General features: G+C 36.2%; 28 protein-coding genes and 1 pseudogene. 18 read left to right on the top strand and 11 right to left on the bottom strand.

Annotated features, from left to right (window positions below; translation table 11 throughout):
* Positions 1-50: 50 nt before the first annotated feature.
* Positions 51-1,052: a spore coat putative kinase YutH gene (gene yutH, locus AC1DIT_RS04515; RefSeq protein WP_033670849.1), complete on the bottom strand. Its 1,002-nt coding sequence runs from the start codon at positions 1,050-1,052 to the stop codon at positions 51-53.
* Positions 1,053-1,171: 119 nt separating this feature from the next.
* Between yutH and AC1DIT_RS04510 the strand changes: the two genes are divergently transcribed.
* A complete protein-coding gene (locus AC1DIT_RS04510) occupies positions 1,172-1,663 on the top strand; it encodes a phosphatidylglycerophosphatase A family protein (RefSeq protein ID WP_016112363.1) in 492 nt (163 codons plus the stop codon).
* A 296-nt stretch (positions 1,664-1,959) separates the two neighbouring features.
* Positions 1,960-2,235: a stage V sporulation protein S gene (locus AC1DIT_RS04505; RefSeq protein WP_003201532.1), complete on the top strand. Its 276-nt coding sequence runs from the start codon at positions 1,960-1,962 to the stop codon at positions 2,233-2,235.
* A gap of 157 nt (positions 2,236-2,392) precedes the next feature.
* Here the strand turns inward: AC1DIT_RS04505 and AC1DIT_RS04500 are convergent, their stop codons facing one another.
* On the bottom strand, positions 2,393-2,878 hold the full coding sequence (locus AC1DIT_RS04500; protein ID WP_016112364.1) for a GNAT family N-acetyltransferase: 486 nt from the start codon (positions 2,876-2,878) through the stop codon (positions 2,393-2,395).
* Between the two features lie 165 nt (positions 2,879-3,043).
* On the opposite strand from AC1DIT_RS04500, the gene AC1DIT_RS04495 reads away from it, so the two are divergent.
* From AC1DIT_RS04495 to AC1DIT_RS04465, 7 genes are read left to right on the top strand one after another with little or no spacing between them, the layout of a single operon-like run.
* Positions 3,044-4,300, top strand: coding sequence for a TerD family protein (locus tag AC1DIT_RS04495; RefSeq protein WP_016112365.1), 1,257 nt, complete (start codon positions 3,044-3,046; stop codon positions 4,298-4,300).
* A gap of 12 nt (positions 4,301-4,312) precedes the next feature.
* A complete protein-coding gene (locus tag AC1DIT_RS04490) occupies positions 4,313-5,527 on the top strand; it encodes an HpcH/HpaI aldolase/citrate lyase family protein (protein WP_016112366.1) in 1,215 nt (404 codons plus the stop codon).
* Entirely contained in the window at positions 5,454-6,842 is a 1,389-nt protein-coding gene (locus AC1DIT_RS04485) for a phosphoribosyltransferase family protein (protein WP_033670850.1), read from the top strand. Before AC1DIT_RS04490 ends, AC1DIT_RS04485 begins: the two co-directional genes overlap by 74 nt.
* The gene (locus AC1DIT_RS04480; RefSeq protein ID WP_016132165.1) at positions 6,839-7,957 is read left to right on the top strand and encodes a cysteine protease StiP family protein; all 1,119 of its coding nucleotides are present in this window, start codon (positions 6,839-6,841) and stop codon (positions 7,955-7,957) included. Before AC1DIT_RS04485 ends, AC1DIT_RS04480 begins: the two co-directional genes overlap by 4 nt.
* The gene (locus tag AC1DIT_RS04475) at positions 7,954-8,766 is read left to right on the top strand and encodes an HAD family hydrolase (protein ID WP_016132166.1); all 813 of its coding nucleotides are present in this window, start codon (positions 7,954-7,956) and stop codon (positions 8,764-8,766) included. Before AC1DIT_RS04480 ends, AC1DIT_RS04475 begins: the two co-directional genes overlap by 4 nt.
* A 60-nt stretch (positions 8,767-8,826) precedes the next feature.
* Positions 8,827-9,495 carry a vWA domain-containing protein gene (locus tag AC1DIT_RS04470; RefSeq protein ID WP_016132167.1) on the top strand — a complete coding sequence of 223 codons (669 nt, stop codon included), beginning with the start codon at positions 8,827-8,829 and terminating at the stop codon, positions 9,493-9,495.
* Positions 9,492-10,787 carry a helix-turn-helix domain-containing protein gene (locus AC1DIT_RS04465; RefSeq protein ID WP_016132168.1) on the top strand — a complete coding sequence of 432 codons (1,296 nt, stop codon included), beginning with the start codon at positions 9,492-9,494 and terminating at the stop codon, positions 10,785-10,787. The genes AC1DIT_RS04470 and AC1DIT_RS04465 overlap by 4 nt, the downstream gene beginning before the upstream one ends.
* A gap of 49 nt (positions 10,788-10,836) precedes the next feature.
* On the opposite strand, the gene AC1DIT_RS04460 is transcribed toward AC1DIT_RS04465, so the two are convergent.
* The 4 genes from AC1DIT_RS04460 to AC1DIT_RS04445 form a co-directional block, all read right to left on the bottom strand.
* Positions 10,837-11,100, bottom strand: a complete 264-nt coding sequence (locus tag AC1DIT_RS04460) for a response regulator transcription factor (RefSeq protein WP_016132169.1) — start codon at positions 11,098-11,100, stop codon at positions 10,837-10,839.
* A gap of 18 nt (positions 11,101-11,118) precedes the next feature.
* Positions 11,119-11,664: a hypothetical protein gene (locus AC1DIT_RS04455; protein WP_016132170.1), complete on the bottom strand. Its 546-nt coding sequence runs from the start codon at positions 11,662-11,664 to the stop codon at positions 11,119-11,121.
* A gap of 165 nt (positions 11,665-11,829) precedes the next feature.
* Positions 11,830-14,403, bottom strand: a complete 2,574-nt coding sequence (locus AC1DIT_RS04450; RefSeq protein WP_016132384.1) for an FtsX-like permease family protein — start codon at positions 14,401-14,403, stop codon at positions 11,830-11,832.
* A complete protein-coding gene (locus tag AC1DIT_RS04445) occupies positions 14,387-15,175 on the bottom strand; it encodes an ABC transporter ATP-binding protein (protein ID WP_016132172.1) in 789 nt (262 codons plus the stop codon). The genes AC1DIT_RS04450 and AC1DIT_RS04445 overlap by 17 nt, the downstream gene beginning before the upstream one ends.
* 259 nt (positions 15,176-15,434) lie before the next feature.
* Here AC1DIT_RS04445 and AC1DIT_RS04440 point away from each other — a divergent pair.
* Positions 15,435-15,521, top strand: a pseudogene (locus AC1DIT_RS04440) (NAD(P)H-dependent oxidoreductase); the annotation flags it as partial.
* Between the two features lie 602 nt (positions 15,522-16,123).
* Here AC1DIT_RS04440 and AC1DIT_RS04435 read toward each other — a convergent pair.
* From AC1DIT_RS04435 to AC1DIT_RS04425, 3 genes are all read right to left on the bottom strand, one after another.
* On the bottom strand, positions 16,124-16,888 hold the full coding sequence (locus AC1DIT_RS04435; RefSeq protein WP_003208886.1) for a TIGR01457 family HAD-type hydrolase: 765 nt from the start codon (positions 16,886-16,888) through the stop codon (positions 16,124-16,126).
* A 98-nt stretch (positions 16,889-16,986) separates the two neighbouring features.
* Entirely contained in the window at positions 16,987-17,619 is a 633-nt protein-coding gene (locus AC1DIT_RS04430) for a helix-turn-helix transcriptional regulator (RefSeq protein WP_016132385.1), read from the bottom strand.
* Positions 17,620-17,700: 81 nt separating this feature from the next.
* On the bottom strand, positions 17,701-18,141 hold the full coding sequence (locus tag AC1DIT_RS04425; protein ID WP_003201498.1) for a DUF86 domain-containing protein: 441 nt from the start codon (positions 18,139-18,141) through the stop codon (positions 17,701-17,703).
* A gap of 147 nt (positions 18,142-18,288) precedes the next feature.
* Between AC1DIT_RS04425 and glpX the strand changes: the two genes are divergently transcribed.
* From glpX to AC1DIT_RS04410, 3 genes are all read left to right on the top strand, one after another.
* Positions 18,289-19,260 carry a class II fructose-bisphosphatase gene (gene glpX, locus AC1DIT_RS04420; RefSeq protein WP_016112379.1) on the top strand — a complete coding sequence of 324 codons (972 nt, stop codon included), beginning with the start codon at positions 18,289-18,291 and terminating at the stop codon, positions 19,258-19,260.
* Between the two features lie 18 nt (positions 19,261-19,278).
* A complete protein-coding gene (locus AC1DIT_RS04415; RefSeq protein WP_476998076.1) occupies positions 19,279-19,545 on the top strand; it encodes a DUF3055 domain-containing protein in 267 nt (88 codons plus the stop codon).
* A gap of 375 nt (positions 19,546-19,920) precedes the next feature.
* Complete coding sequence (locus AC1DIT_RS04410; protein ID WP_016132175.1) at positions 19,921-20,421, top strand: hypothetical protein; 501 nt, start codon at positions 19,921-19,923, stop codon at positions 20,419-20,421.
* Between the two features lie 112 nt (positions 20,422-20,533).
* Here AC1DIT_RS04410 and AC1DIT_RS04405 read toward each other — a convergent pair whose 3' ends face one another.
* On the bottom strand, positions 20,534-20,806 hold the full coding sequence (locus tag AC1DIT_RS04405) for a YutD family protein (protein ID WP_371388589.1): 273 nt from the start codon (positions 20,804-20,806) through the stop codon (positions 20,534-20,536).
* A 148-nt stretch (positions 20,807-20,954) separates the two neighbouring features.
* Between AC1DIT_RS04405 and AC1DIT_RS04400 the strand changes: the two genes are divergently transcribed.
* Positions 20,955-21,533: a YhcN/YlaJ family sporulation lipoprotein gene (locus AC1DIT_RS04400; RefSeq protein ID WP_016112382.1), complete on the top strand. Its 579-nt coding sequence runs from the start codon at positions 20,955-20,957 to the stop codon at positions 21,531-21,533.
* 39 nt (positions 21,534-21,572) lie between these two features.
* Here the strand turns inward: AC1DIT_RS04400 and AC1DIT_RS04395 are convergent, their stop codons facing one another.
* Complete coding sequence (locus tag AC1DIT_RS04395) at positions 21,573-22,307, bottom strand: MerR family transcriptional regulator (RefSeq protein WP_016112383.1); 735 nt, start codon at positions 22,305-22,307, stop codon at positions 21,573-21,575.
* A gap of 167 nt (positions 22,308-22,474) precedes the next feature.
* Between AC1DIT_RS04395 and AC1DIT_RS04390 the strand changes: the two genes are divergently transcribed.
* The 4 genes from AC1DIT_RS04390 to AC1DIT_RS04375 form a co-directional block, all read left to right on the top strand.
* Positions 22,475-23,254: a YhfC family intramembrane metalloprotease gene (locus AC1DIT_RS04390; RefSeq protein WP_016132176.1), complete on the top strand. Its 780-nt coding sequence runs from the start codon at positions 22,475-22,477 to the stop codon at positions 23,252-23,254.
* A gap of 89 nt (positions 23,255-23,343) precedes the next feature.
* Positions 23,344-23,913 carry a histidine phosphatase family protein gene (locus AC1DIT_RS04385; protein WP_016132177.1) on the top strand — a complete coding sequence of 190 codons (570 nt, stop codon included), beginning with the start codon at positions 23,344-23,346 and terminating at the stop codon, positions 23,911-23,913.
* Between the two features lie 28 nt (positions 23,914-23,941).
* Positions 23,942-24,652 (top strand): GNAT family N-acetyltransferase, encoded by a 711-nt coding sequence (locus tag AC1DIT_RS04380; RefSeq protein ID WP_077295395.1) that lies wholly within the window; start codon positions 23,942-23,944, stop codon positions 24,650-24,652.
* A 19-nt stretch (positions 24,653-24,671) separates the two neighbouring features.
* Positions 24,672-25,057, top strand: a 386-nt coding sequence (locus AC1DIT_RS04375; RefSeq protein WP_476998075.1) for a YbaK/EbsC family protein, incomplete at its 3' end; no start/stop codon positions are given.

Here is a 25,057-nt window from a genome sequence, read left to right as displayed (position 1 = left end):
ATAATTTACAAAAAAAGAGACCACTATGGTCTCTTTTTTGTAAATTCGTATTAAGATAACCAATCCAACTTTCGAATTCCGAGCTTATCAACAGGCAAGCGAAGAAATTCATAAAAATGCTTCATAAATTGCTCTGAACGGTTCACATCGTGTAAAATGTCTTCTAAGCGATCTCGATACATACTTTTTTGTTCTTCATTTCCCGTCAGATAGTACTGTTCTACCGTTTCAAAGTAGCGAAGTGGAAAGAGAAGACGCGCAAATAATAGACGCCAGCCAAAAGAAGAAAGTGCATAATTTTTCTCATAATCCGTTACAAACTGAAAAATTGTTTGTTCCCAATCTTTCTTCTTTTCCATCGATACATATCGAATCCATTCCGCCAAATCTCTACTTGGATGATCATATACCCAATCGATGGGGATTTTTAATTTATTAGTTTGCTGCCATAATAAAGGGGTACAGCGTTCTTGACAGATTGTTGCTGCATCGGCAAGCTGAGGTGTATCATCTATTTCTGTATCAACAACATATTGAATGGCATTTTCAGCAATGCCTAAATAGTATGGGAAAGACTCAATAAATAGTTGATCAAATACATCTGATGGCTGATTCATAAGTTGTGATTGCCAAAATCGCTCTAATTGATCGAGCCTTTTTTCCCACAACGACTTCCATTCACCAATGCGACTTAATTGTTCTATTTCTTCTGGAAAAAAAGCGCCTCGTTTATGGAATAAGGAAAGCTCACTACCTAACGAAGTAGCATGTCGTTCAAGCAAACGCATACCTTTTAATAAACAGTAATTTTTTTCTTCTATCTCACTTACATAGTAACCGTGCACCGTCGGGACGAAAGTCGCAACAGTAATATCCCCTTGCTGGTTCATATAATCGCTTAATTTTTTCATTTCAACAAGTACATCTTCCTCCATATTTCCAATCGGAAGAAGTACATAAATTTTATTGCGAATCCAAAAGCTTTTATAGGGGCCAAGGGGGATTAATTCTTTGACATGCATTTGATAATGCTCATAAATATGCTGAATCATCATAGTCGCCACCTATGGTTTTTCTTTATATATATGAGCTTGTGCTCGCCTTTCATTCCTATGCACATGATAAAGCAGTAAAACGTATACAAATAATAAAAAGAAAAAAAGGTGATAACATGAAAGAATCAAATCAACTACAAGAAAGAGCATTACAACTTCTACAAGAACGTGGTGTAACAATCGATGATATTGCGGAGCTTGTTCATTTTCTTCAAAAGAAATACCATCCAAATTTAGAGATGTCAGAATGTCGTTACAACGTAGAACGTGTATTATCCAAACGCGAAGTACAAAATGCACTCATTACAGGAATTGAATTAGATGTCCTTGCCGAAAAAGGAATGTTAAGTGAACCATTACAAGATATCGTAAAACGGGATGAAGGATTGTACGGAATTGATGAAGTCATCGCACTTTCTATCGTAAACGTGTATGGCTCTATCGGCTTCACAAACTTTGGATATATCGATAAATTAAAACCAGGTATTTTAGAATACTTAAATGATAAATCAACTGGGAAAATCCATACATTCCTTGATGACATTGTTGGCGGTATTGCCGCTGCCGCTTCTAGTCGTTTGGCACATCGTGCGGAGCATGGGGAATAAAGTAAAACAATAGTCAGCATAATTTTACGTAATACTTTCAGCTGAAAATGTTATAGAAAGCATAACGGACCATGTGAAAAAATCATGGTCCGTTATGTTTTTCTTTCTTTTCAAGATTTTTTCATACACCTATTATTTTTTTATTTACACGAATAAACAGGAATAGTCTAAAAAGTAGCGAATGAATAAACTTAATGGTTCTGTTTGATTGGGATCTGAATATTAGTTAAAGATATGCGAATTACATTCCTTTCAGTAATAAAAAAAATGATTCAATAACAGGAGGAGCAACTTATATGGATAATATTTTAAAAGTATCATCAAAATCCAATCCCAATTCGGTTGCAGGTGCCATTGCCGGTGTATTAAGAGAAAAAGGTAGTACAGAAATTCAAGTAGTTGGAGCTGGTGCTTTAAATCAGGCGGTTAAAGCCGTTGCTATTGCAAGAGGATTCGTAGCTCCTAGCGGCATTGACCTTGTTCTCATTCCAGCATTTACAGATATCACCATCAATAACGAGAAAAGTACAGCAATCAAATTAATTGTCGGCCCTAGAAAAATTAGATCGTAGAAAAAATAATAGCTTATCATTCAAACCATCCATACAAAAATTATGAAAGAACATCCCCACTCAACTGCATTCTTTTATTAGATTCATAAATACCAATTGTTAAATGATATATGAAAAGACTGATAACAATCAGTCTTTTTCCTATTGTATCAATTCTTCAGTTTCTCTTCTTCCTACAGGAATATGTCATCAAAATAAACTCTCTTCCTCTATCATCAAAAGTTTTTTCTGCTACAAAACCTACCTGTTGATATAACCTTATTGCACGTTTATTAAAACCTGCAACACTTAAACGAAGTCTATCCGGTTGGATTTGCTCTTCCGCCAAATTTATTCCAGCTTGCAAAAAGGCTTTCCCCAGCCCCCGCCCCGTTAGCTCTGGCTTCATTCCAAGCCCAATATCTACAGTATCTTCTCCCACGTATAACTCCGCATCTCTTCCCCCTGGCACTTGTGCGTTTTCACCAAAACAAAAATAACCTATTAATTCTCCATGTTCATTACAACAGCCATAATATGTACCATCTAATAGTTCTTCTATTGTCTCTTCACTGCCTGAAAAGCTGTATAACGAATATAGTTCCTCATACTGCCATGTATTGATTTCTTTTGCTTCTGCCTCTGTTAGTTTGTGTATATTCATTTTTCTTCTTCCTTTCAAAAAAACAATTTCCTAACAAATTTCTACATTTATCTTATTATCTCACTTTGTTTTTGAAAAGTTTGTAATTTTTTAAAATACTAAATTGGAAAACTTTTCTTAGCATGTTACGATTGGATTAACTATTCTAAATGAGGTGAAATCAAAATGCCCCTACAGTTATGTAAAGGACAAAAGGTAGATTTAACAAAAACAAATCCTACATTAACTCATATAAAAATAGGTCTCGGCTGGAATCTTCCTACAAATTCAAATTCACATGCATTCGATTTAGATGCGGCTGCTTTTTTATTAGATGCAAATGGACGCTTAACAACAACAGACCATATTATATTTTATAAACAGCAATCTGCTTTACAAGATGCGATTACACTTTCATCAGACAATCGTACAGGAGCTGGATCTGGCGATGACGAGGAAATTTCCATCTCCCTTTCCAAACTTCCATCTCATATTGAACGTATTATTTTCACTATTACGATTCACGAAGCACAAACTCGTCTGCAAACATTTGGACAAATAGCTCACTCTTACGTCCGCATTCTAAACTCCGCAAACAATGACGAAATGTTCCGCTATAATCTGGAAGAACAATTCTCATCCGAAACTGCACTAATCGCCTGTGAAGTCTATCGTTACAAAGGAGAATGGAAATTTGATGCCATCGGTCGCGGTGTGCAAGGCGGGCTTATCGAACTTTCTAAACAATTTGGTTTATCCCATACACCACCTGATTTTTTTGCAAAGGCAACCGCTGCACCTTCTCCTATTTCAAAAAGTATTAACCTTTCTAAAATTGAATTAAAGAAGTCTGGAGATACGATCAACTTACAAAAAACGGACAAGCCTCTTGGCGAAATTGCAGTGAACTTAAACTGGGGTAAACAAAGTACACCAAAACAAAAAGGATTTTTTTCATCCTTAACTGCAAATAGCTCCCCTCAAATAGATTTAGATTTAGGCTGTTTGTTTGAATTTAAAGACGGTTGGAAAGGCGTTGTACAACCACTTGGAAATATATTTGGTTCATTTTATAACGAGCCTTACATTCACTTAGATCAAGACGATCGCACTGGTGCTTCAAATAAAGGAGAAAATTTACGTATTAACGGAGACATGATTCATGAAATAAAAAGAATATTAATTTTCTCTTATATTTATGAAGGTGTAGCTAACTGGTCACAGGTTGATGGTATTGTCACATTAAAACAGGAAAACGGCCCAGATATTATTGTAAAAATGGATGAGCACCGTAACGGTTTCAACACATGTGCAATTGCAATGCTCGAAAATGTAAATGATGAGACATTCAAAGTACAAAAGCTTGTGAAATATTTTAGAGGGCACCTAGAAATGGATCGGCATTACAAATGGAACATGAACTGGGTCGCAGGTTCAAAATAAGGTGGTGACAACTTGAAGCATTTTTCCTATCTGTCTTCTGAAGAAAAGAAAAAACTTTTCTATCAAGAGCCAATAAGCTTTTCCAAAGATATCACAAAAGAACAATTGGCTTACGCATTAGGTGCTACTCTATACACACCTGGTACAAAGAATACAATTGCAGTGGATATTGCCGCGAAAAAGCACGAAGGTGCTACATCAATCGTACTTTGTTTAGAAGATTCCATTAGTGATGGAGATGTGAAACTTGCCGAGCAAAATGTCGTCATACAAATGCAACTACTGGCTCATATGATTGATGCAAACAGGCTTCTTCCATCAGACGTGCCACTTCTCTTTATCCGGATTCGTGAACCGAAACAGATGCGTTCACTCATTCATGAACTAGGTAGCGCCGTTCATTGTATGAGCGGTTTTGTCTTTCCTAAATTCACACCTGCGAACGGAATGTCTTACATTCATGAACTACAGGATATAAACGAAACATATTCACTTTCACTTTACGGGATGCCTATTTTAGAGTCTCCTGAAATTATTTATAAAGAAACTCGTATTGATACGTTACTAGCAATTAAAGCAATCCTAGATTCTTATCGCACTTTCATTTTGAACGTACGAATTGGTGCCACCGACTTTTCTGGCATATTTGGCATTCGCCGAAATAAAGATACGACAATCTATGATATTGCTGTTATTCGTGATTGTATTTCTGATATTATCAATATTTTTTCTAGAAAGGCAGATGAATACGTTATATCTGGTCCTGTGTGGGAGTACTTCGGAAACAAGCAGCGCGTACTAAAACCACAGCTTCGGCAAACACCGTTCCGTAAATCATTCGGAAGCGCTGGAGTAACAATGCGTGAGGAAATGCTTCATCGTTATGAGGACGGGCTCATTCATGAAGTATTGCTCGATCAAGCAAATGGATTAATTGGAAAAACGGTGATTCATCCTTCTCACATTAAACTCGTACAAGCCTTGCACGTTGTAACACTAGAAGATTATTTAGATGCAAAAGCTATTTTCGAAGGTGCTCAGACGTATAACGGCGTTATGAAAAGCAGCTTTTCTAACAAAATGAATGAAGTGAAGCCACATTATAATTGGGCGCGTAAAACACTTCTGAAATCTAATATTTATGGGGTGCTACATGAACAACAAACTTTCTTCGATCTCCTTACCGAAAAGTCAAAACAAAACGTACACGTACCACATTTTAAATAAAATAACAGTTTATATAGATGTGCTACATAATCCATATTTATTATCGCCAGATCAACTGTTTCAAATGGCCGCAAGAATGAATAGGAACCGCGGCTTTTTATTTGTGAGTACCATTTTAGGAAAACATCTTCCTGTTCTACCTGCAATCTCTTTAGCTGGAGGCTGTGCTCTTGCCGCAAGATATATGGAAGTGCTACATCGTACAAATCATCCATATCAAAAAGAAATTCTTAACCTGATTTCTTCTAAAGACAGTACCAATAATGAGCTAGAGGCAATTCTCCAGTATCAATTCCCTCTAGAAAAAGAAGTATTATTTATCGGATTTGCAGAAACAGCTACCGCATTAGGCCACTCGATGTTTCAATGTTTTCAAAATGCAAAATATGTTCATACAACAAGGGAGATGATCTCACAAATCGATCCTATCATTACATTCGAAGAGGAACATTCTCACGCAACATCACATCGTTGCTATGTGGACAAAAGCTATTTTCAAAATGAACAGCCCATCGTCCTTGTGGATGATGAAATGACAACAGGAAAAACCGCACTTAATATCATTCGATCTATTCAAGAAAAGTTTCCAAGAAAAGAATATATTATTGCTTCTTTATTAGATTGGCGCTCAGATGCGCATCGAAAACAATTTACAGAACTCGAGCAAGAACTTGATATTACGATTCATGTGATTTCTCTATTAAGCGGTTCAATCGACGTAATTGGTAGTCCTGTTACTACTTCTTCTTCACATGATGAAACATCCTATAAATCAATAGAGTCTAAGATAGAAAAACATATGATTTCATGTCCTATTTTACCTTATACATCTATAAACCATGATGTCAGTTACATAAACTACACAGGACGTTTTGGCATTTCATCCGATGATCAAAAGTGTATCCACTCTTTTGCTAAAAAGATTGGTCATGATTTAAAGAAAAATCGAAAAGGTCAACAGACACTCTGCTTAGGAACTGGCGAGTTTATGTATCTTCCAATGCGAATCGCAGCTGAAATGGGAGAAAACATTTCCTATCAATCAACAACACGAAGTCCTATTCATCCTTACGCGGGTGATGTACAATACGCTATTCACAGTCATTTTCCCTATGAAAGCCCTGAAGATAAAGCAGTTACAAGTTATTTTTATAATATCCAGCCTGGGGACTACGATGAAGTCTTTCTTTTTATAGAGCGTGATTTACAGGAAGATGCTTTCCATCCCCTTCTTACACAATTACAAACAGTTATTCCGCTCATTCATATCGTTTCATTTAAAGGTTTAGTAGAAAGTGAGGGTGAAGAAATATGACCGAGCCCAAAACATTACAGCTTATCGGTAGTTATGCGAAAGAGGATGCTATTTTTCTATTAAAAGATATTAGTGATGTCATAGAAGAAAGCGTAACAGAAGAAAGAGAACGAGCAATTCAATCGGGCACACATTACTCTGAAATGCTTCCAATTGAATATAAACCATCTAAACCTTATATGGATTTATTTTTCGCTTCACTCGAGCAATACAAACGTAAGCTAGCCATTGCGGCCGGTGTAGTAGCCGAGCAAATTATAAAAACGAAAGGAAAGAATCTTGTTCTTGTTTCACTAGCGAGGGCCGGTACACCAATAGGTGTTTTAATAAAACGATATATTCGTTATCAATATAATCTTGACTTGCCGCATTATTGCGTTTCTATTATTCGGGGGCGCGGCATTGATGAAAATGCCCTTCATTATATTTTGAAGCACCATCCAAATCAAACGATTCAGTTCATTGATGGCTGGACTGGAAAAGGTGCGATAAAAAAAGAACTACGCCAATCTGTGCATACATTTAATGAAAAGAATCATGAATATATTTCAGACTGCATGGCAGTTCTTGCTGATCCGGGCCATTGTACTTCTATATATGGAACACGAGAAGATTTTCTCATTCCAAGCGCTTGTTTAAACGCGACCGTATCAGGGTTAATCAGCCGCACTGTTTTAAATGAAACTTATATTGGTCCAAATGATTTCCACGGCGCCAAATATTATCGAGAACTAGAAACAGAAGATTTATCTAACTTCTTTATTGAAAAAATCACAGCGTTATTCCCTTCCATTAGCGCTGACGTAACAACGCAACTAGAACACATTATTGCTACCTATACAGAACCATCTTGGCAAGGTATGCAAGACATCGCCTCTATTCAAAAGCATTTTGGAATAGAAAATATAAACTTAATTAAACCAGGAGTTGGAGAAACAACGCGTGTTTTACTAAGACGAGTACCATGGAAAATTTTAATCCAGGGTGAAAACAATTCAGATTTAAAGCACATTTTACTTTTAGCAAAAGAAAAAAATGTTCCAGTAGAAATCTATAAAGATATGACGTATTCGTGCTGCGGACTCATCAAACCTCTCGGGAGGAAAACTTCATGATTTTTGCAAGTGATCTTGATCAAACGCTCATTTATTCTCGGAAATCATTTCGCGCTTCTATAGACGATGAACACATTCAGCTTATCGAGACGTTAGATGGGAAAGAGATCTCTTTTATTACACACAAAACCATCTCTTTATTAAAAGAACTACAATTACAAGCAAAATTCGTCCCAGTTACAACACGAACCATTGAGCAGTTTCAGCGTATTACGTTATTTCAAACAGAAGTCATTCCGGAATATGCGATTACGAGCAACGGCGGCAATATTCTTCACAATGGCAAACAAGATAGCACTTGGAAAAACATACAAACAAAGCGCTTAGTAGCATGCATGGAAAAAGAAGATGTTCTAACAGAATTTCAAAATATTTCTCATGAAGAATGGGTCATTTCACAAAAAACAGCTGATGATTTATTTCACTACTGCATCATTAAGCGTGACAATATTCCATACGACGAATTACACTCATTCACCACTTGGCTCGATAAACAAGGATGGACTCATTCATTGCAAGGCAGAAAATTATATTTTGTGCCAAAGCCTGTGAACAAATGGGATGCTGTTCAGTATGTACAAGAAAAAGTCCAGGCAACAACCATCATTACAGCAGGAGACTCCTTGCTTGATTTATGCATGCTTGAAGGAGCAAATCATGCAATCGCACCTCTTCATGGTGAACTTGAAACAAAACAAGGGAGTTTATTACCCCATATTGTAAGAACAAATGAAATTGGTATATATGCAGCGGAGGAAATTGTCAGTAAAGCACTTCAAATGGTCCATAGTTCTCTTCCTACTGCGTAATCTATACATACTTCAAGAACCGGCATCTTTGTTACATGATAAAAAAAGGAGCGATTATACTTGAGTACAATTACTTTAAGAAAAGAAGCAGTACGCGTTGTATTAGAGAAAAAGAAATTAACAGGCGTTGTCGCAAAAGTTGCGCTCGTATTAGACATTTCTGGGTCTATGCGAACACTTTATAAAAACGGTACTGTCCAAGAAGTTGTTGAACGTGTTCTTGCTGTAGCAAGCCAATTCGATGATGATGATTCATTAGATATTTGGGTGTACGATAATGAGTTTTCAAGATTACCAGCCGTTACCGAAAAAGATTTTGCTGGTTATGTTGAAAAACATATTTTAAATAACACTTCCATTCATAAATTTGGCCGAAATGATGAGCCACAAGTAATGGAAGATATCATAAAAAAATATACGGTTGAAGAAAAAAGCGCAGAGCCYGCCTTTATTATTTTTATTAACGATGGAGGCTGTAAAAAAGGAATCCAAAAACCGGTTGTATTCTCTTCTAACCAACCGATTTTTTGGCAGTTTGTTGGAATTGGAAACGGCAAATTCGACGTTCTTAGAAAGCTAGACGAAATGGAAGGGCGTTTCATTGATAATGCAAACTTCTTCTACATTCGCGATATCGAAAAAACAACAGATGAAACGTTGTATAACAATTTGTTGAATGAACTTCCGATGTGGATAAAAGAAGCGAAGGAGAAAAAGGTGATACTTTGAAAATAGGAGAAAAGATACGTCAAATCCGGATACATCGCGAAATGACACAAGGGGAATTAGTAAATGGAATTTGTTCTATTCCATATTTAAGTCGAGTTGAAAATGGAACGGCAAAACCTTCTCATTCTTTTTTAGAGAAGGTTTCAGCCAAACTTAATATGAGCCTTGATTATCTCATGGAGCAAAATAGCACTAATTTTGAGAAAGATATAACAACAATTACTACCAAATATAAAAAAGCGAATGTATTAACTGAAAGTGAAATCTCTTTTTTAGAGTTACATACTCGGGAAATGCATCCACTCCCAATTCTTTTACAGATTTTCGGTGTACTACTCCATTATTACGCTCGTACTAGCTCACCAAAAAAAGGTGATTCCATTTATCAACAAGCAATAAATTTAATACCTAATCGGCCAAATCAATTATTTGCTGAAGATTTTTCCTATTATTACATAGCATGTGGTAATTATTTTTATATGAAACAAGATTTTATTAAAACAAATGAATACTACGAGCAGGCAAATCAATTATTAACTATGGAAGAGAACTTACAAAGGGCTAATTTATACTATAATATGAGCCTAGTTAAACAACGTCTCATTAAAAACCAGAGTGTGAGCCGGAAGTATTCAAAAAAAGCATATGAAATATATAGCAAGTTAAATAACAAAGTTTTCATATCAAGTACGCTTATTACAATTGCTGTACAATACCATCTCGATGAAAGATACGAAGAATCCTTACAATACTTAAAAGAAGCTGAAGGATATGTAAAAGAACTTCACAATCCTGCTATGTATTTTGCAATGATTTATTACAATTACGGAAGAGTGTATCAAGGATTAGAAAAATTCGATACAGCAATTCAACACCTCAACCGTTCCTTGAAAATAAATGTAGCAATCAATCAGCAAGAGTCAAATATTTACGCATTGCGAAGTCTCATTGAAATTTACTTACACTTAAAAGAATGGGAGCAAATCAATAAAGTCATGCCGGAAGCCATCAAAATCTTAGAAGCTTACGATATGCCTTCTGTGTACATCGAAATTCATGCATATAAAGCGCATCTCTATAAAATTCAAGGTGACTCTTATAGCTACGAGAAAGAAATGCAAAGAATTATTGATTTTGGAATGGATAATAGACAATATATACAGGTAAAAAAACTAGCTACTGAATTAGGGGATCATTTTTATGGATTGCGTGCTTATAAATTAGGAGCAAAATATTTTAAAATCGCCTTACAATGCGACCTTGATATAGAAGATTTTCAAAACAACTTCTAAAATGACAATTCCCCTCTTTGCATACAATCAAAGAGGGCGAAAATTATAATTAAAAAACAACACTCTTCTGTTTCACCCTCTGTAAACAATTCTCTTCCCTAGGAGCTATTTCTACCGTAATTAACCCATAATAATAGGCCCGGATTCCAATTTCTACACGATGATGAATGTTCCACTTTTCCTTAATTGAAGCAACTAGCTCTCCTACCCTGCGCCGACTAATATACAGCGTTTGAGCAATTTCTTTATCTTTCATTCCTTTTGATACAAGAATGGCTACTTCTTTTTCTTTTGCACTTAATCTGACACTCATTTTTTCATTCTCCTTCCTCTATTCCTCTCGATTTACAATCCATTGACATAAAAAAACGGGAGATAGATTGTTCTCATATAATAAAACATCTTCCTTAACAGCAATTTCAAAAGAACATGTTAACTCACCGTGAATATCCAAAAATTTATTTATTCTCTTAACCATATACATAAGCACTTTTTCTACCTCTTCATCTAATAATCGCTCAAGTCTACTATGCTGGATTGTATAGCCGATTGCTAATGTTGCAACCTCATTTTGAAGACGATCAACATCACAAATATACATGAACTCATCACAAACAAAATTCATTGTATATATCCCTGGAACATAAATACTTTGAACTGCTACAGGGTTAGAAATAATAAGAACGGGAACAACAGGAGAATTGGTTAAATCGATTTCTTTAAATGCTTCATACAACAACTGAGCCAAAATATTAATATGGACATTCAATACCTTTCCATCACCTTTATCATGCAATGAAAAAAGTTTGTCTGAAATAATACGCTGATACAATCTAACCGTCTGTTCGTTTCTAATGAATAATTCGTTATGAATCATGAATGGATCACCTCCACTTTCAAGTCCTTACTATTACTTTATAACGCGAGGTTAGTTAATTTATAGTAGTTAACAATAACGAAAAAACAGAGAGGATTTTTTATCATTTACTAAAAAAAGTTAACCATATTCAAAAGAAAAAGACCGTTATAAAAACGGCCTTCCTTACGCTGACAACTCTTTAAGCGTATCACTTAATTTAAAATCCCTTAACTGGAATGAAGCGATCATTGCTGCACTTGTTCCGAGTATAACACTCGCTGCAGCTAGTAATAGCACTTGATTATACGGAATTGTAATAAGCGTTAATTCTAAACTTGATAAGACAATATAACTGAAAATCACTCCGCCTCCAATACCTATGATTCCAGCTATCGCACCAAGTAATGTACCTTCTAACCACACAATTCTTCGCATTTGCTTAGGGATAGCTCCTATGGCACGAATCATACTAATCTCAGCACGTCTTTCATGTAAGCTTGCAACAATCGCGTTCATTAAGCCAATACCTGAAATAACAAAAATAATGACTACCAATAAACGAATTAACATAACCATTTGAGATAATAGCTGCTCTTGCTCTTTTAACAAATCGGTACTATTTATAACCTCTATATTATTTTTACCATTTGTTATCTTTGTTACTTTCTTCTTAATTGTTTCAAAAGGTACCTTAGAGTCCGTCATAATTTGAATCGATTCATATCCTTGTACATGAAACATATTTCGCGCCCATTGTTCATTTACGAAGACGTAAGTACTTTGCATTCTCAAGTTTTTCTCGATAATAGAAACGACTTTAATAGACTGTTTTTGCTTCCCTTTCCCTTGCACTTCAATCGTATCATGTAGCTTAATCCCTAAATTTTTTGCTGTTTCTTTTGTAATTACTCCTTCTCCATCTTTTAATGGAGTACTCAAGTTTTGACCAGAAATAACTTTCATCTTGGTCACCTTTTGAAACGCTGTAATATCAGTACCCACAACTTCCATCGCATCATAATTATATTTATTTTTCTTCATAAATTCGTACCATTCTTGATTTGCTTCTTTAAAGTCATAATTTACGAGTTTAGATGTGGAATCAGAGGCTGCTCCGACAATTTCTTTTATCCCTTCAACGTCTTGTATCTTTCCTAGCCAATTAAATGGGATATTTTCAATTCCTTGTGACTCCATTGAAATACGAATGACTAAATCTGCTGGTAAATTCTTTTGTAATCCTTGCTTCATTCCTTCATACATCGCATTCACATACATCGTTCCAACTAGCGATAACATAAATCCAAATGCTAGAATTGCGACTGAAACAGCTGCCTTTTTACGATAACGAATGACATTTCGGCTACTAATTGTTGTCTCAATGCGAAATATCATTTGAAATGGTTTTACAATAACTGGGGTAATAACACGAATACATAACGGAATTGCAAACAACAAACCTACTGCAAATAACAGTGCTCCTATCGCACTTGGATTAAAACCAATATACCTCTCAGCAAACACACCACTTAAACCAATTACAGCACCCACTATTAAAATAACGAGACTGAAAATGCTCCATTTCCGTTCTTTCTTTTGATTGCTTAGAACTCCTGGTCTTAATGCTTCAACAGGAGGAATTTTTCTTACCATAAATGCTGGTATAATCGCGCCTATTACTGACATGATAATCCCTAGTAAAAATGTAATGAATAAAATCTCAACTGAAATAGAAAATGATTCTTGCCCTGTACTTTCTACATTCACCCACTTGTTAATAAAAGAAGCTGCGAGCTGATGTGTGCTAGCACCAAGTACAACTCCTACTAACGAACCAATCGTTCCAATACATAATGCTTCTAATAAAACAACGAAAATTACTTGATTTGGATTACTACCAATCGCACGTAATAAAGCCCATTGTTTAAAGCGACTTCTTACAGATAAGAAGAAGCTTCCCATAATTAAAAGCGCTACAACAAATAAAGCAATTCCGCCTAAACTAAAGACTAATGGCTTCATCACATTTAATCTTTCTAATGCTTTATCTACATATGTACGCTGATCTATTTTAATATTTTCAAATTTTTTATTCGCATCAATAGCAATCATTCTCTTCACATTGACATCAGATGTTTTCACTTGAACAAGGTTAAATTGACCTTGTAAGTTTAATTCCTGTTGCATCCAAGTAATTGGAAAATATGCGCTATGTCCCATTGCTGCCATCAATGGTGGATTCAAAATCCCTACAACTCTCAAATTTTTTTCACCGTGCGGTGGAAAAGGCAGACGAATCATATCTCCTACTTTTATATTTTCTCGATCTGTATACCCTTTCGTAAGTGCTACTTCCGCCCCTTCTTTCGGATATCGCCCTTCTGTAATTTTATAAGAACGCATATCGGGAGAATCTTGTTCCACGCCCCAATACGATGGTTTGCCAGAAAGCTCTTTATAATTTGGTAACGGATAAGGAATAAGTACTTTTGATATTTTTTCCGCACTTTCAAGACCGTTCAGTTCTTTTAATTTTTCATCTTTTAAATACACATCATTTTTAATATAACCAAATTGCAAATCATAATCACCATAACGACTCACAACCTGCTCTTTAACACGTTGTTCTACAGACTGATTTCCTAGTAGTAACATTGTTGCTAACATGACACCTAAAGCAGCCCCAAGAGCGATTAACATGTTCCTTAGCCAATTCTGTCTAATAGACTTGGCCGCATATTTAATTATCCAAGACATCGTTCTTATCACCTACCTTAAAGTGCCGATTCATAACCTCTTGAATGTGCGTAACTTGCTGCGGAATATGCCGGAATTTCCATCCTTTACTTTCGGCATGTTCATGAATTACTTCACCATCTAGTAAGAAAACAACTTTATCTGCATGAGCGGCTACAAACGGGTCATGCGTTACAACAACTGCCGTTTGCCCTAATTCATCACAAGCATTACGAAGAGCCGCAATGATATTTTTGCTATTTTCAGAATCCAACGCTCCTGTCGGTTCATCTGCTAATATAATAGCTGGTTCATTGGCAAATGCTCTCGCAATGGCAACCCTTTGCTGCTGGCCACCTGATAATTGCGATGGTAAGTGCTGTTCTTTCCCTTTTAAACCAACAAGCTCTAATAAACGCTTTGCTGCTGTTGTCGCCTTCTTCTGCGGGACATTATCTAACAGTAACGGTAATCCCACATTTTCTTCCGCATTAAATACTGGTATTAAATTAAACTGCTGAAAAATAAAACCTATTTTATGCCTCCGAAACAACGCGAGTTCTTTTTCTTTTAATGATGAAATTTCAGTACAGCCTACTCGAATGCTTCCCGTCGTCGGAATATCTAATCCTCCAAGCAACTGTAAAAGAGTGGTTTTCCCCGACCCACTCGCTCCCATAATACAAACGAAATCACCTTTTTGGATTTGAAGATTAATCCCCTTTAATATCTTTACCTTACTATCACCAATATCAAATGACTTTTCTACCCCTTCAATTTCAATGATATTCATTTTTTATACCCCTTTTTTTTATTTAATTATCTTTATATTAAATATATATTCTGCTGCGAGACCAAGCTTCCTATCACACTGTACTTTTATTGTAATATAAATATATTTTGAAACACACTTCGCAAAATAGCACATCTTACATTTTCTAATAAGAATTTGAATTTCTTGACTCCCCCTCAATTCGTAACCATAATAGTTACAATAATGTTTTCTTTTTAAGAAAAAGCTATCAACATATCCACAAATAGGAGGAACAATGATGAAGCATCTAATCGTTTATGCACACCCAAATCCACAAAGCTTCAATCATGCGATTTTAGAAACGGTAAAAAGTGAACTTGAAGAAGTAAAAGAAGTAGTGAATCGTTTATTAGGGTAAAATGAAAACTTCCATCAGTGAGGTTAACGCAGAGTGACATGCTGATTTAATTTTCTCAATAACGGATATGACCGAACATGGTAAAATAGTAAATAGGATGAGAGTCCTAATACATATGTGGTTTTCAAGTCAAAAAAAGACACTCGAAAGGGTGTCTTTTTAACATCCGCATATAGCTAGTACAAACAAAACGAATAGAATAATTACTATGGATATTCCAAAATTGAATGTAATCGTATGATCCATATCCCTTCCCCTTCTCGCAAATCCATTTATAAAAAATATTATTAAAGTAAAAAGACACTCAAGTGAGTGTTTTTTAGCAGCTAAATCCACCTTCCCAACAGCTGTATAATCCCTACTTTAGTAAGTGCTCAAAACAGTAAGCTGTGGATATTTTGACGGATTTACATTACTGTATGTTGATTAACGATGAGTGAGCAGGTCTTTTTCTATAATTTAAACAATGAATGTAATTTTAATATACACTTACGCCCATCCCTACTTAAATCGAATTACAGCCTTCATTCAGCAAAAAACAGGCAATCTAAAAGATTGCCTGTCCACTATTACATCTTCTCAATCCACTCTGTCAAGTTATGCACAACTTGTGTTGGCTGCACGTCATACTCTGTTAACTTCTCCACAGTTGTGACTCCAGTGTGGACAAGAAGTGTATGCATACCAGCATTTATCCCCGCTAAAATGTCAGTATCATAGTTATCCCCAACCATTAGCGCTTCTTCTTTCGCCATGCCAAGTACTTTTAGTGCTTGTTCCATAATAATGGATTCTGGTTTTCCGATAAAGATTGGCTCTACACCTGTTGATACTGTAACAACAGATGTTAAGGAACCGTTTCCAGGTAATAAACCACGCTCAGTTGGAATGGCAATATCTCCATTTGTTGAAATAAATGTCGCACCATTACGTACTGCAAGACATGCTTTCGCTAGCTTTTCATATGTAATTTCGCGATCTAATCCAACAACGACAAAGTCAGGATTTTCATCCACAAGCTTGAATCCTTTTTCTACAAGTGCGTCATGCAATCCTTCTTCACCAATCATATACACAGACGCATCTTGTTTACGCTCATAAATAAAGTTTGCTGTTGCCATGCTTGTTGTAAATACTTGCTCTGGTTTAGCTGGAATATCGAAACGAACAAGCTTTTCTGCCACTTGCTCTGGCTTACGCGTTGAGTTATTCGTTACAAACAAATAGGGAATGCCGCGCTCCTGTAGTGCTTTTACAAAGTCGCTTGCTTCTTCAATTTGTTCTTCACCGCGATACATTGTACCATCTAAGTCGATTAAATAGCCTTTATACATCCATCTGTCTCTCCTTTTTGTCTAGCGTTCATACCCTTCTTATATTAACCGCTTTTTCCAAAGAAAAAAACGCTTCGTCTAAAAGCGTCCCATAACGTTCATTTTTTCTCTTGTATGTGATACGAACAGTGACAGTCACCATTGCACATATTTGATAACACTTTCACATTTTTATCAGAAAACAACCGCTTATACATGTTTTCTTCCTCCAAACAAAGCTGTGGATATTTTTCAGCAACAGCCTTTAATGGACAATTTTGTTTTTGTAATATGTATGAGTTTTCTCCCTCTTGCTTCACCTGTACCATATATCCGTTTTTCTCTTGAATAGCGGCAACTTCCCGGAGCTTTTGTAATACATTATCTTGGCTGCTCATTCGCTTTTGTAATTGCTCCTCCATCCGATTCGTTCTCGCCTTTAAAATAGCATTAACAAGTGTTTCATCACCGATTGACTCTAAATCCTCTAACACTTCTAAAGCAAATTGCTTATAATCTTTCGGAAACGAATCTTCTCCTTTTTGACTTAGGCCGTATAAATATGTTGGCCTTCCCACATGTTGACGCACCATTTTCGACTGAATGATTTCTTCTTTCTCAAGCTTACTTAAATGACGACGTACTGCCATCTCCGTAATCTCTAAAGATTCAGCTAACGATGCAACTGTTTTTTCACCATTTATTTTTAAAAGCTGTACAATTTCTTCCTTCGTTGTACGTGCTTCCCCCATTTCTCATCCTTCTCTCTTTTGAGCCGTTCCCATAGACAAAAAAGACCCCCAAAAAGGTTAATGGGGATCTTATCCATGCGCTTATTCTGCTACAAATGCAGATACAGGCCCTAATTCCTTTTCTAAGTAACGGCGAATATTCGCAGGGTATTTTTGTACCACGGCAATTTGTTTTTGAATCGTTGTATATAATTCTTCATGGTTCATTTGAATATAATCTTGCATAAGCATTTTCCGAAGAACAATCACTTCTTTTATCCCTTTTCCTTCTTCCTCACTTATGACTTTTTCGTCCATTAAAATATCAATAATATCTTCATAACTCCCTGGATCACGCATAATAAATCCATCAATCATTGCATTTCCAACATCTAGTATGCAATCAATGATGAGATGCGACATACGCTCTAATGCGTAATATTCAAAATCCGTTTCATATTCTTGCTTCTCTTGAAATGTATCTACTACTTGTTCTAAACATGCTAACATTTGCTCTATTTTTTTTCTGTCTACAAAGTACATGAATGTCACCTACCTGGAAATTAAAGCATTTACATTTTAATTGTAACCGTTTCTTCTGAAAAAATCGACAATTTTTCGAATTCACCTTTCACGCGTTATTTGTTATAGTTATAACTGTATGATTTTTGAAATTGGAGGAATGTCACCTTGGAACGTGAACTCGCATTAGAAATTGTCCGTGTAACAGAAGCAGCAGCCTTAGCATCCGCACAATGGATGGGCCGCGGAAAGAAAAACGAAGCAGATGATGCAGCAACTACCGCTATGCGTGATATGTTTGATTCAGTAAACATGGCAGGTACTGTTGTAATTGGTGAAGGAGAACTTGATGAAGCACCAATGTTATATATTGGTGAGGAACTAGGAACAGGTAACGGTCCAGAAGTAGATATCGCCGTTGATCCATTAGAAGGGACAAACATCGTTGCAAAAGGTCTTGCAAATGCAATGGCAGTTATTGCAGTCGCAGATAAAGGAAACCTTCTTCATGCTCCGGATATGTACATGGAAAAAATCGCGGTTGGTCCAAAAGCAGCTGGTAAAATTAGCTTAGATGATCCAATTGAAAAAACAATTGATATTGTAGCAGAAGCAAACAATAAGAAAATTCGTGACTTAACGGTTATCGTCCAAGAACGTGAACGTCATCAAGATATTATTAACCGTGTTCGCGCAAAAGGTGCACGTGTAAAACTATTCGGTGATGGAGATGTTGGTGCRTCAATCGCAACAGCTCTTCCAGGAACAGGTATTGACTTATTCGTTGGTATTGGCGGCGCTCCAGAAGGCGTTATCTCTGCAGCAGCACTAAAATGTCTTGAAGGCGAAATGCAAGCACGCTTAGTTCCAATGAACGAAGAAGAAGAAGCACGTTGCCGTAAAATGGGATTAGAAGATCCTCGTCAACTTCTTATGTTAGATGACTTAGTATCTGGTGACGACGCAATCTTCTCAGCAACAGGCGTATCTGCTGGCGAGTTATTAGATGGTGTGAAATTCCTTGGCGGAGACTTAGCAGAAACATATTCTATCGTTATGCGCTACAAAACAAGAACGGTACGCTTTATTAAAACGCATCACCATTTAGATCATAAGCCTCACTTAAACTTAGATATTTAAAAAAGGAGCCTGTGTAGTATGGAAGAACGTTTCTTTCTTTACGACGATACAGTCGATACAAAAACGCGTTTCGTTAGCTTTATGGGAGAAAATGAGCGCCACGATTTAGCGCTTTTATATTCCGATCGCCATTACGGTAAAACAATTGTCCTTGATATGCAGCGTAATAAATTTGCAATCATCGGCACTGACGATTTAAACGAACCCGGCTACTTAGAGCACGCTTTTTCTGTCTCTGAAGAGATTGCAGAAGAACTTCGCYCATTCTTATTTGAACTTATATAATATTATGGCACCAGCTACCTCGATAGCTGGTGTTTTTTATACATAACAAAGTTTTGAATTTTCAATCTTTTATGTTATACTTATGAGCAAATCTATTTGGAAGAAAGGACGTCTACTACGTATGCCAACATTTACTTTGTAATGGATCAGCAATTGAATAGCATTACTCTCAAAAAAGCTGTGTGCTTTATCAAGGGAGTAGTCTGTTCATTTCCCATTACAAAGGAACGTAACGCATCTGTAGTATGATGTTTACGGAGGTTCCTCTTAAGGGACCCTCCTTTTATTTTTGTCTATTTCTTCCCTATTCATACTGCAAGACATCCAAATAGCTGTATTACGTTCCTTTACCCAATATATACGAGGTGAAGGAAAATGCAGAAAGTACAACTTTCTTGGAATTTATATGAAAATGAATTTGAAACGACAGTCGAAAAACATTGTAAAAATTGCGGGCATACCACCCTTTTTACTGACATAAACGTTCGTAGGCATAACGCAAATGGAAAGAACATTTACCGCTTTGCCATTTATAAATGCTCAAAAGGACATACGTGGAACAAGAAACTTCACATTTATAAGTCTTTTTCTGATCATGTTGAAACGATCGATGTGTTTCAAAAAGAACAAGGTGAGATGATCACTACTATCTCGATTATGCAATATAAAGAAGCTGGCACTACAGAATTAACCATTGTATTAGAAACAGTTTTGGGCTCTCATCGCATGGATAAAGCACTCGCTGCGTATATTTCAGATTGGAGCCGCACCACGATTGTAGACAGAATGAAAAACGGACACATTCAGTTGAACGGACAACAGATGAAACCAAATACAACCCTTTCAGAAGGTGATCTTATTTCAATTTGCTTGTAAAGGGGATAAATGATTATATTTGCCGCGGCGCTGTTTTATTTTTCAAGTAAACCAAAGCCCTATACTTGAGTAAAAAAAATTCCTCTTACGCCTATCGTAAGAGGAATTCTTTTTACTTCTTCACTTTTCGTAATACAAAGTGTGCACAACCAAAATTACAGTACTCGTATAAGTACTCCGATAGTGTACTAATTTTCGTATCATATGTCGCACGTTGGTTACTATCATCAAAGAAGCCGCGCAATCTGAGTTGATCGTACCCCCAGTCACCAACGATATAATCATATTTATTTAAAATTTCTGCATAGCGTTCTTTAAATGCTTCTTCACGAAAACCGTTACGATAGTCTTTAATTACTTCGTATTGAACATTATTAATGCTCATTGTAGCATGAATCTCCTGCTTTTGCTCCATCATTAACTTCCTTTCTAAGCATTCTTCTTTTTATCGTATCACAAAGCCTAACAACCAACAATTTCAAATACAAAAAATTGAAAAGTAGTAAATGCTATGGAGAAGGAGGTGATACATCTTGAAAAAACAAATGATACTCTCTCTTCTCACGCTCTCTTTATTTGTAGGTTGCTACTCGACAAATAAAGCGGAAATGGAACATGAAAAAGGCAGCCGCGTTCTTGTCTCCAATAAAAACGACATGTATCATACAGAAAATACAAATACAAAGCTTACAAGAGTCGGATACTCCTCTAAACAAAAACATGAAGTATCTAACAAACAAGTGGGTGCCATTAACCGCGAGAAGGTAGCTGAAATGATTACAAGTATGACAGTAAATCTTCCGGATGTCACAAATGCTGCTACACTTGTGACCGATGACGAAGTATTTGTTGTATACAAAGCAAAAACAAACGATCCTGCTCTTGTAACAGATCAAGTATATAAAACGGCTTTATCCATCGTTCCCCGTTATTATAAAGCATATGTATCAACAGACCAAAAATTGATCACGCAAATTCAAGGCCTGCAATCTGGTACATTAAACAATAAAGAATATGAACAAAGCCTTGATATGCTAAAACGTGAAATGGGGAAAAATCCGCATTTGAATAATACGCAGAATCAAACATTAAATGACATGCTTAAAAAATAAAAAAGATGGCGGCTGCCCACTTGAGACAGCCCCATCTTTTTATTTTTTACGGTTATCTGCGTATACCGCCATTGCATCGCACATAAACTGTGCTAAACCTTCTCCAAATTGGTCAATATTTTTTGTAAAACGTTCATCATCTACATACATTTGACCTAATCCTTTGAATGCCTCTAATGAATATTGACCGAAGTTTTGCAAGTAATCGTACCATTCTTGAATTGCTTCTTGTGCTTCTTTAGAATCAGGCGCGCCATTTCGAAGTGTAGCCAGCTTTCTATAAATACCATTAAACTCTTCTTGCTTTTCTTTAGGCATGCCAGCTGCTGTCTTATTCGCTTTATCCACAGCTTCGTCTCCCCATCTCTCACGTGCTTCTTGCTCATATGGGTTTTGACTGAAATCAAATCCTTCAAATTTTTCTTTATTCGTCATTTGAATCTCTCCTTTTGTATGCTTAATTGTCTTATCAATTGTCGCAATCACCTTATCCAGTCTAGCTCGCTTCTCGAGCAGCATTTTCTTATGCAATTGAAGCGCTTCTTCCCGGTCAAATGAAGGACTCATGATAATTTCCTTAATCTTCTTTAAAGGGAAGCCAAGCTCTTTAAAAAATAAAATTTGCTGCAATGTCTCTAAATTTTCATTGGAATACAGACGATACCCTGACTCTGTCGTCTCATCTGGGGTTAACAACCCAATTTCATCATAATGATGCAGTGTGCGCACACTAATACCAACTAAATCAGCTACTTCTTTTACCCTCATTGTCATTGTTTCGCCTCCCTTAATACATACAATAAAATATTACGTAACGTGAGAGTCAATAAAAAATGATTATTAAATTATGTGTTTTTTATGACTAAAAGCTCCTCCACTCCACATTCCCTTAAAATTCAGGCATAATATATATGTACATATATTAGAAAGCGGTGAAAAATATGGTTTCAAATGCTGTAATTACCAGTATGATTGTGCAACTAGCGATTTCGGTTCTAGTTCCAATTATTGTACTTGTTTATTTTCGAAAAAAATATCATATAAACTGGAAAGTTGTTGGTGTTGGGGTTCTTATCTTTATTGGATTTTCACAAATTCTCGAAACACCTTTTCACGTATTTATGCTGGGCAATCCAACAACATCGGAAATATTGAAAAACCCATTTCTTTATGCCATCTATGGTGGACTTACTGCCGCTATCTTTGAAGAAGCAGGTCGATTCATAGCCTTCTTCTATTTACTTAAGAAATATCAAGAATATAAAGATGGTTTAGCATATGGAATTGGACACGGAGGGATTGAATCTATTTCAATTGGGGCTCTAGCTAGTCTTCAAACTCTATACTTTGCTATTTCAATCAATAATGGAAGTTTTTCAAAACTTATTGAAAAAGCCCCTCAGCTCAGTCAAGTGCAAGATTTATTACTTAGCACTCCTTCCTATCTCTACCTACTTGGTAGCTTAGAAAGAATCTTAGCTTTGGTCTTACAAATCGCCTTCTCAATGCTTGTATTATACGGCGTAAAACATAAGAAATATATTTTTGTTATATATGCCGGCTTGTTCCATGCATTTATAGACTTCTTTGCAGCTCTTTATCAAAAGCAAGTTATCAACATATTTGTTGCAGAAGGAATCACGCTTATTTTTACAATTTGCGCTTTCATTCTTATTCGTAAAATGAAAGACAAATTAACAATTGAATCAGAAAAAAGCTAAGCCCACGTGAGCTTAGCTTTTTTCTATAGAGGATTTTTTTCCTATTTGTCGAAGTATGTATGGTCAACTTGAAAAATGAGGGATGGATTTTGAAAAAACTTATCGTAGTACGTCACTGTTCAGCAACTGGACAAGAACGAGATGCAGCACTAACAATTGCAGGGGAAAAACAAGCACACTTTCTTGCTAATTTTCTCATACAGAATAACCTGCAAATAGAGTCCATTATTTCAAGCCCTTTTACTCGAGCCATTCAATCCATTGCACCATTTGCATTACGAACCAATCTACCCGTAGGCGAAGATGAGCGCCTAGAGGAACGCATATTAAGCAATAATCCAATGGAAGATTGGCTACAAAAACTAGAATATACTTTTACAAATATAGATATTGCCTTTTTAGGCGGAGAGTCAACAAAACAAGCGATGGACCGCGTCGCATCGCTTATTCAAGACATTTTACAACAAGAACACCAAGTAACATTACTTGTTACACATGGAAATTTATTAACGCTCATTTTAAAGTACTTTGATAATCGGATTGGTTTTCTAGAATGGAAAAACTTAAGCAATCCTGATATTTACGAAATTACACTTGATGAACAAACGACAATCCACAGATTGTGGGGGAAGACCGTTGAAAATTGTTACACGAGATAATATTGAACAAGAACATATCTGCTGTGCAATGTCAGACAAAAAAGTGAAACGTGGTGTCGAGCTAAAAAAAGAGTGGCTAAAAGATCGATTTGAAGAAGGACTTATGTTTAAAAAGCTAGATGTAAAAGGAAAGGTGTTCATTGAACACATTCCAGCTGAGTATGCATGGGTGCCTATCTCTGCACCAGGATACACATTCATCAATTGCTTTTGGGTATCGGGGCGTTTTAAAGGGAAAGGCTATGGTGCACAGCTCTTAGAAGAATGTATGCAAGATTCTAAAGCGAAAGGAAAGCATGGAATCGTTGTTATTTCAAGCAAGAAAAAACGCCCCTATTTATCAGATGGCAGCTACTTAAAGAAAAAAGGGTTTCAAGTATGTGATACAGCACCGCCTTATTTTGAATTACTTGTATACAAACTTGATCCAAATGCTCCTTCACCACATTTCACAGCAAGCGCCAAAGACATGAAGATTCCGAATCAAAACGGCTTGGTTGTCTATTATACAAATCAGTGTCCTTATACTGATTATTACATTCATCAAGAATTAGCCAATATCACTCAGCAATATCATATCCCTTTCGAATGCATTCAGTTGACATCGCGAGAAGATGCGCAACATGCTCCTTGTGCCTTCACGACATACGGAGCTTTTTATAACGGAGAATTTTTAACACATGAAATTTTAAGTGCAAAAAAATTTGAAAAAGTCATGTTGAACATGCAACAAATATAGAAAGGGGCATTACAAAAATATGTACGAAGAAGTAATCTCTTTATTACATAAGACAAATGTTTCTTATGAAAAATTTGAACACGAACCAGTTCTCGATTATGAAACAGATCGTGTTGTTCGTGAACGCCTTGGCTTGCAGGGTGCTCCAAGTAAAAGCTTATTTTTAAAATCAAAATCTGGATCCTATTACGTTTTCTTCACATTGGAAGGAACTCGTCTCGAGAAAAACGAAATGAAGGAAATCACGGGGCAGCGCTTATCAATTTGTTCACCTGATGAACTAAGAGAACAAACAGGATGTATTCCGGGATGCGTCGCTCCTTTTGGTTATTCACAGAATGTAACAATTATTGTGGATAGTTCCGTCTATGCCTATGACAAAATTTTAATTACACCGGGTGTTCC

This window comes from Bacillus sp. 05T22 (assembly GCF_056396765.1).
The sequence above is the reverse complement of the archived record's forward strand: the minus strand, read 5'-3'. Positions and strand labels throughout refer to the sequence as shown.

Excerpts from the sequence above, each read along its gene's own strand:
- yutH (WP_033670849.1), bottom strand. The coding sequence starts at position 1,052 with ATGATTCAGCATATTTATGAGCATTATCAAATGCATGTCAAAGAATTA.
- AC1DIT_RS04510 (WP_016112363.1), top strand. The coding sequence starts at position 1,172 with ATGAAAGAATCAAATCAACTACAAGAAAGAGCATTACAACTTCTACAA.
- AC1DIT_RS04505 (WP_003201532.1), top strand. The coding sequence starts at position 1,960 with ATGGATAATATTTTAAAAGTATCATCAAAATCCAATCCCAATTCGGTT.
- AC1DIT_RS04500 (WP_016112364.1), bottom strand. The coding sequence starts at position 2,878 with ATGAATATACACAAACTAACAGAGGCAGAAGCAAAAGAAATCAATACA.
- AC1DIT_RS04495 (WP_016112365.1), top strand. The coding sequence starts at position 3,044 with ATGCCCCTACAGTTATGTAAAGGACAAAAGGTAGATTTAACAAAAACA.
- AC1DIT_RS04485 (WP_033670850.1), top strand. The coding sequence starts at position 5,454 with ATGAACAACAAACTTTCTTCGATCTCCTTACCGAAAAGTCAAAACAAA.
- AC1DIT_RS04480 (WP_016132165.1), top strand. The coding sequence starts at position 6,839 with ATGACCGAGCCCAAAACATTACAGCTTATCGGTAGTTATGCGAAAGAG.
- AC1DIT_RS04475 (WP_016132166.1), top strand. The coding sequence starts at position 7,954 with ATGATTTTTGCAAGTGATCTTGATCAAACGCTCATTTATTCTCGGAAA.
- AC1DIT_RS04460 (WP_016132169.1), bottom strand. The coding sequence starts at position 11,100 with ATGAGTGTCAGATTAAGTGCAAAAGAAAAAGAAGTAGCCATTCTTGTA.
- AC1DIT_RS04455 (WP_016132170.1), bottom strand. The coding sequence starts at position 11,664 with ATGATTCATAACGAATTATTCATTAGAAACGAACAGACGGTTAGATTG.
- AC1DIT_RS04450 (WP_016132384.1), bottom strand. The coding sequence starts at position 14,403 with ATGTCTTGGATAATTAAATATGCGGCCAAGTCTATTAGACAGAATTGG.
- AC1DIT_RS04445 (WP_016132172.1), bottom strand. The coding sequence starts at position 15,175 with ATGAATATCATTGAAATTGAAGGGGTAGAAAAGTCATTTGATATTGGT.
- AC1DIT_RS04435 (WP_003208886.1), bottom strand. The coding sequence starts at position 16,888 with ATGTATAAAGGCTATTTAATCGACTTAGATGGTACAATGTATCGCGGT.
- AC1DIT_RS04430 (WP_016132385.1), bottom strand. The coding sequence starts at position 17,619 with ATGGGGGAAGCACGTACAACGAAGGAAGAAATTGTACAGCTTTTAAAA.
- AC1DIT_RS04425 (WP_003201498.1), bottom strand. The coding sequence starts at position 18,141 with ATGTACTTTGTAGACAGAAAAAAAATAGAGCAAATGTTAGCATGTTTA.
- AC1DIT_RS04410 (WP_016132175.1), top strand. The coding sequence starts at position 19,921 with ATGCAGAAAGTACAACTTTCTTGGAATTTATATGAAAATGAATTTGAA.
- AC1DIT_RS04405 (WP_371388589.1), bottom strand. The coding sequence starts at position 20,806 with ATGAGCATTAATAATGTTCAATACGAAGTAATTAAAGACTATCGTAAC.
- AC1DIT_RS04395 (WP_016112383.1), bottom strand. The coding sequence starts at position 22,307 with ATGACAATGAGGGTAAAAGAAGTAGCTGATTTAGTTGGTATTAGTGTG.
- AC1DIT_RS04390 (WP_016132176.1), top strand. The coding sequence starts at position 22,475 with ATGGTTTCAAATGCTGTAATTACCAGTATGATTGTGCAACTAGCGATT.
- AC1DIT_RS04380 (WP_077295395.1), top strand. The coding sequence starts at position 23,942 with ATGTCAGACAAAAAAGTGAAACGTGGTGTCGAGCTAAAAAAAGAGTGG.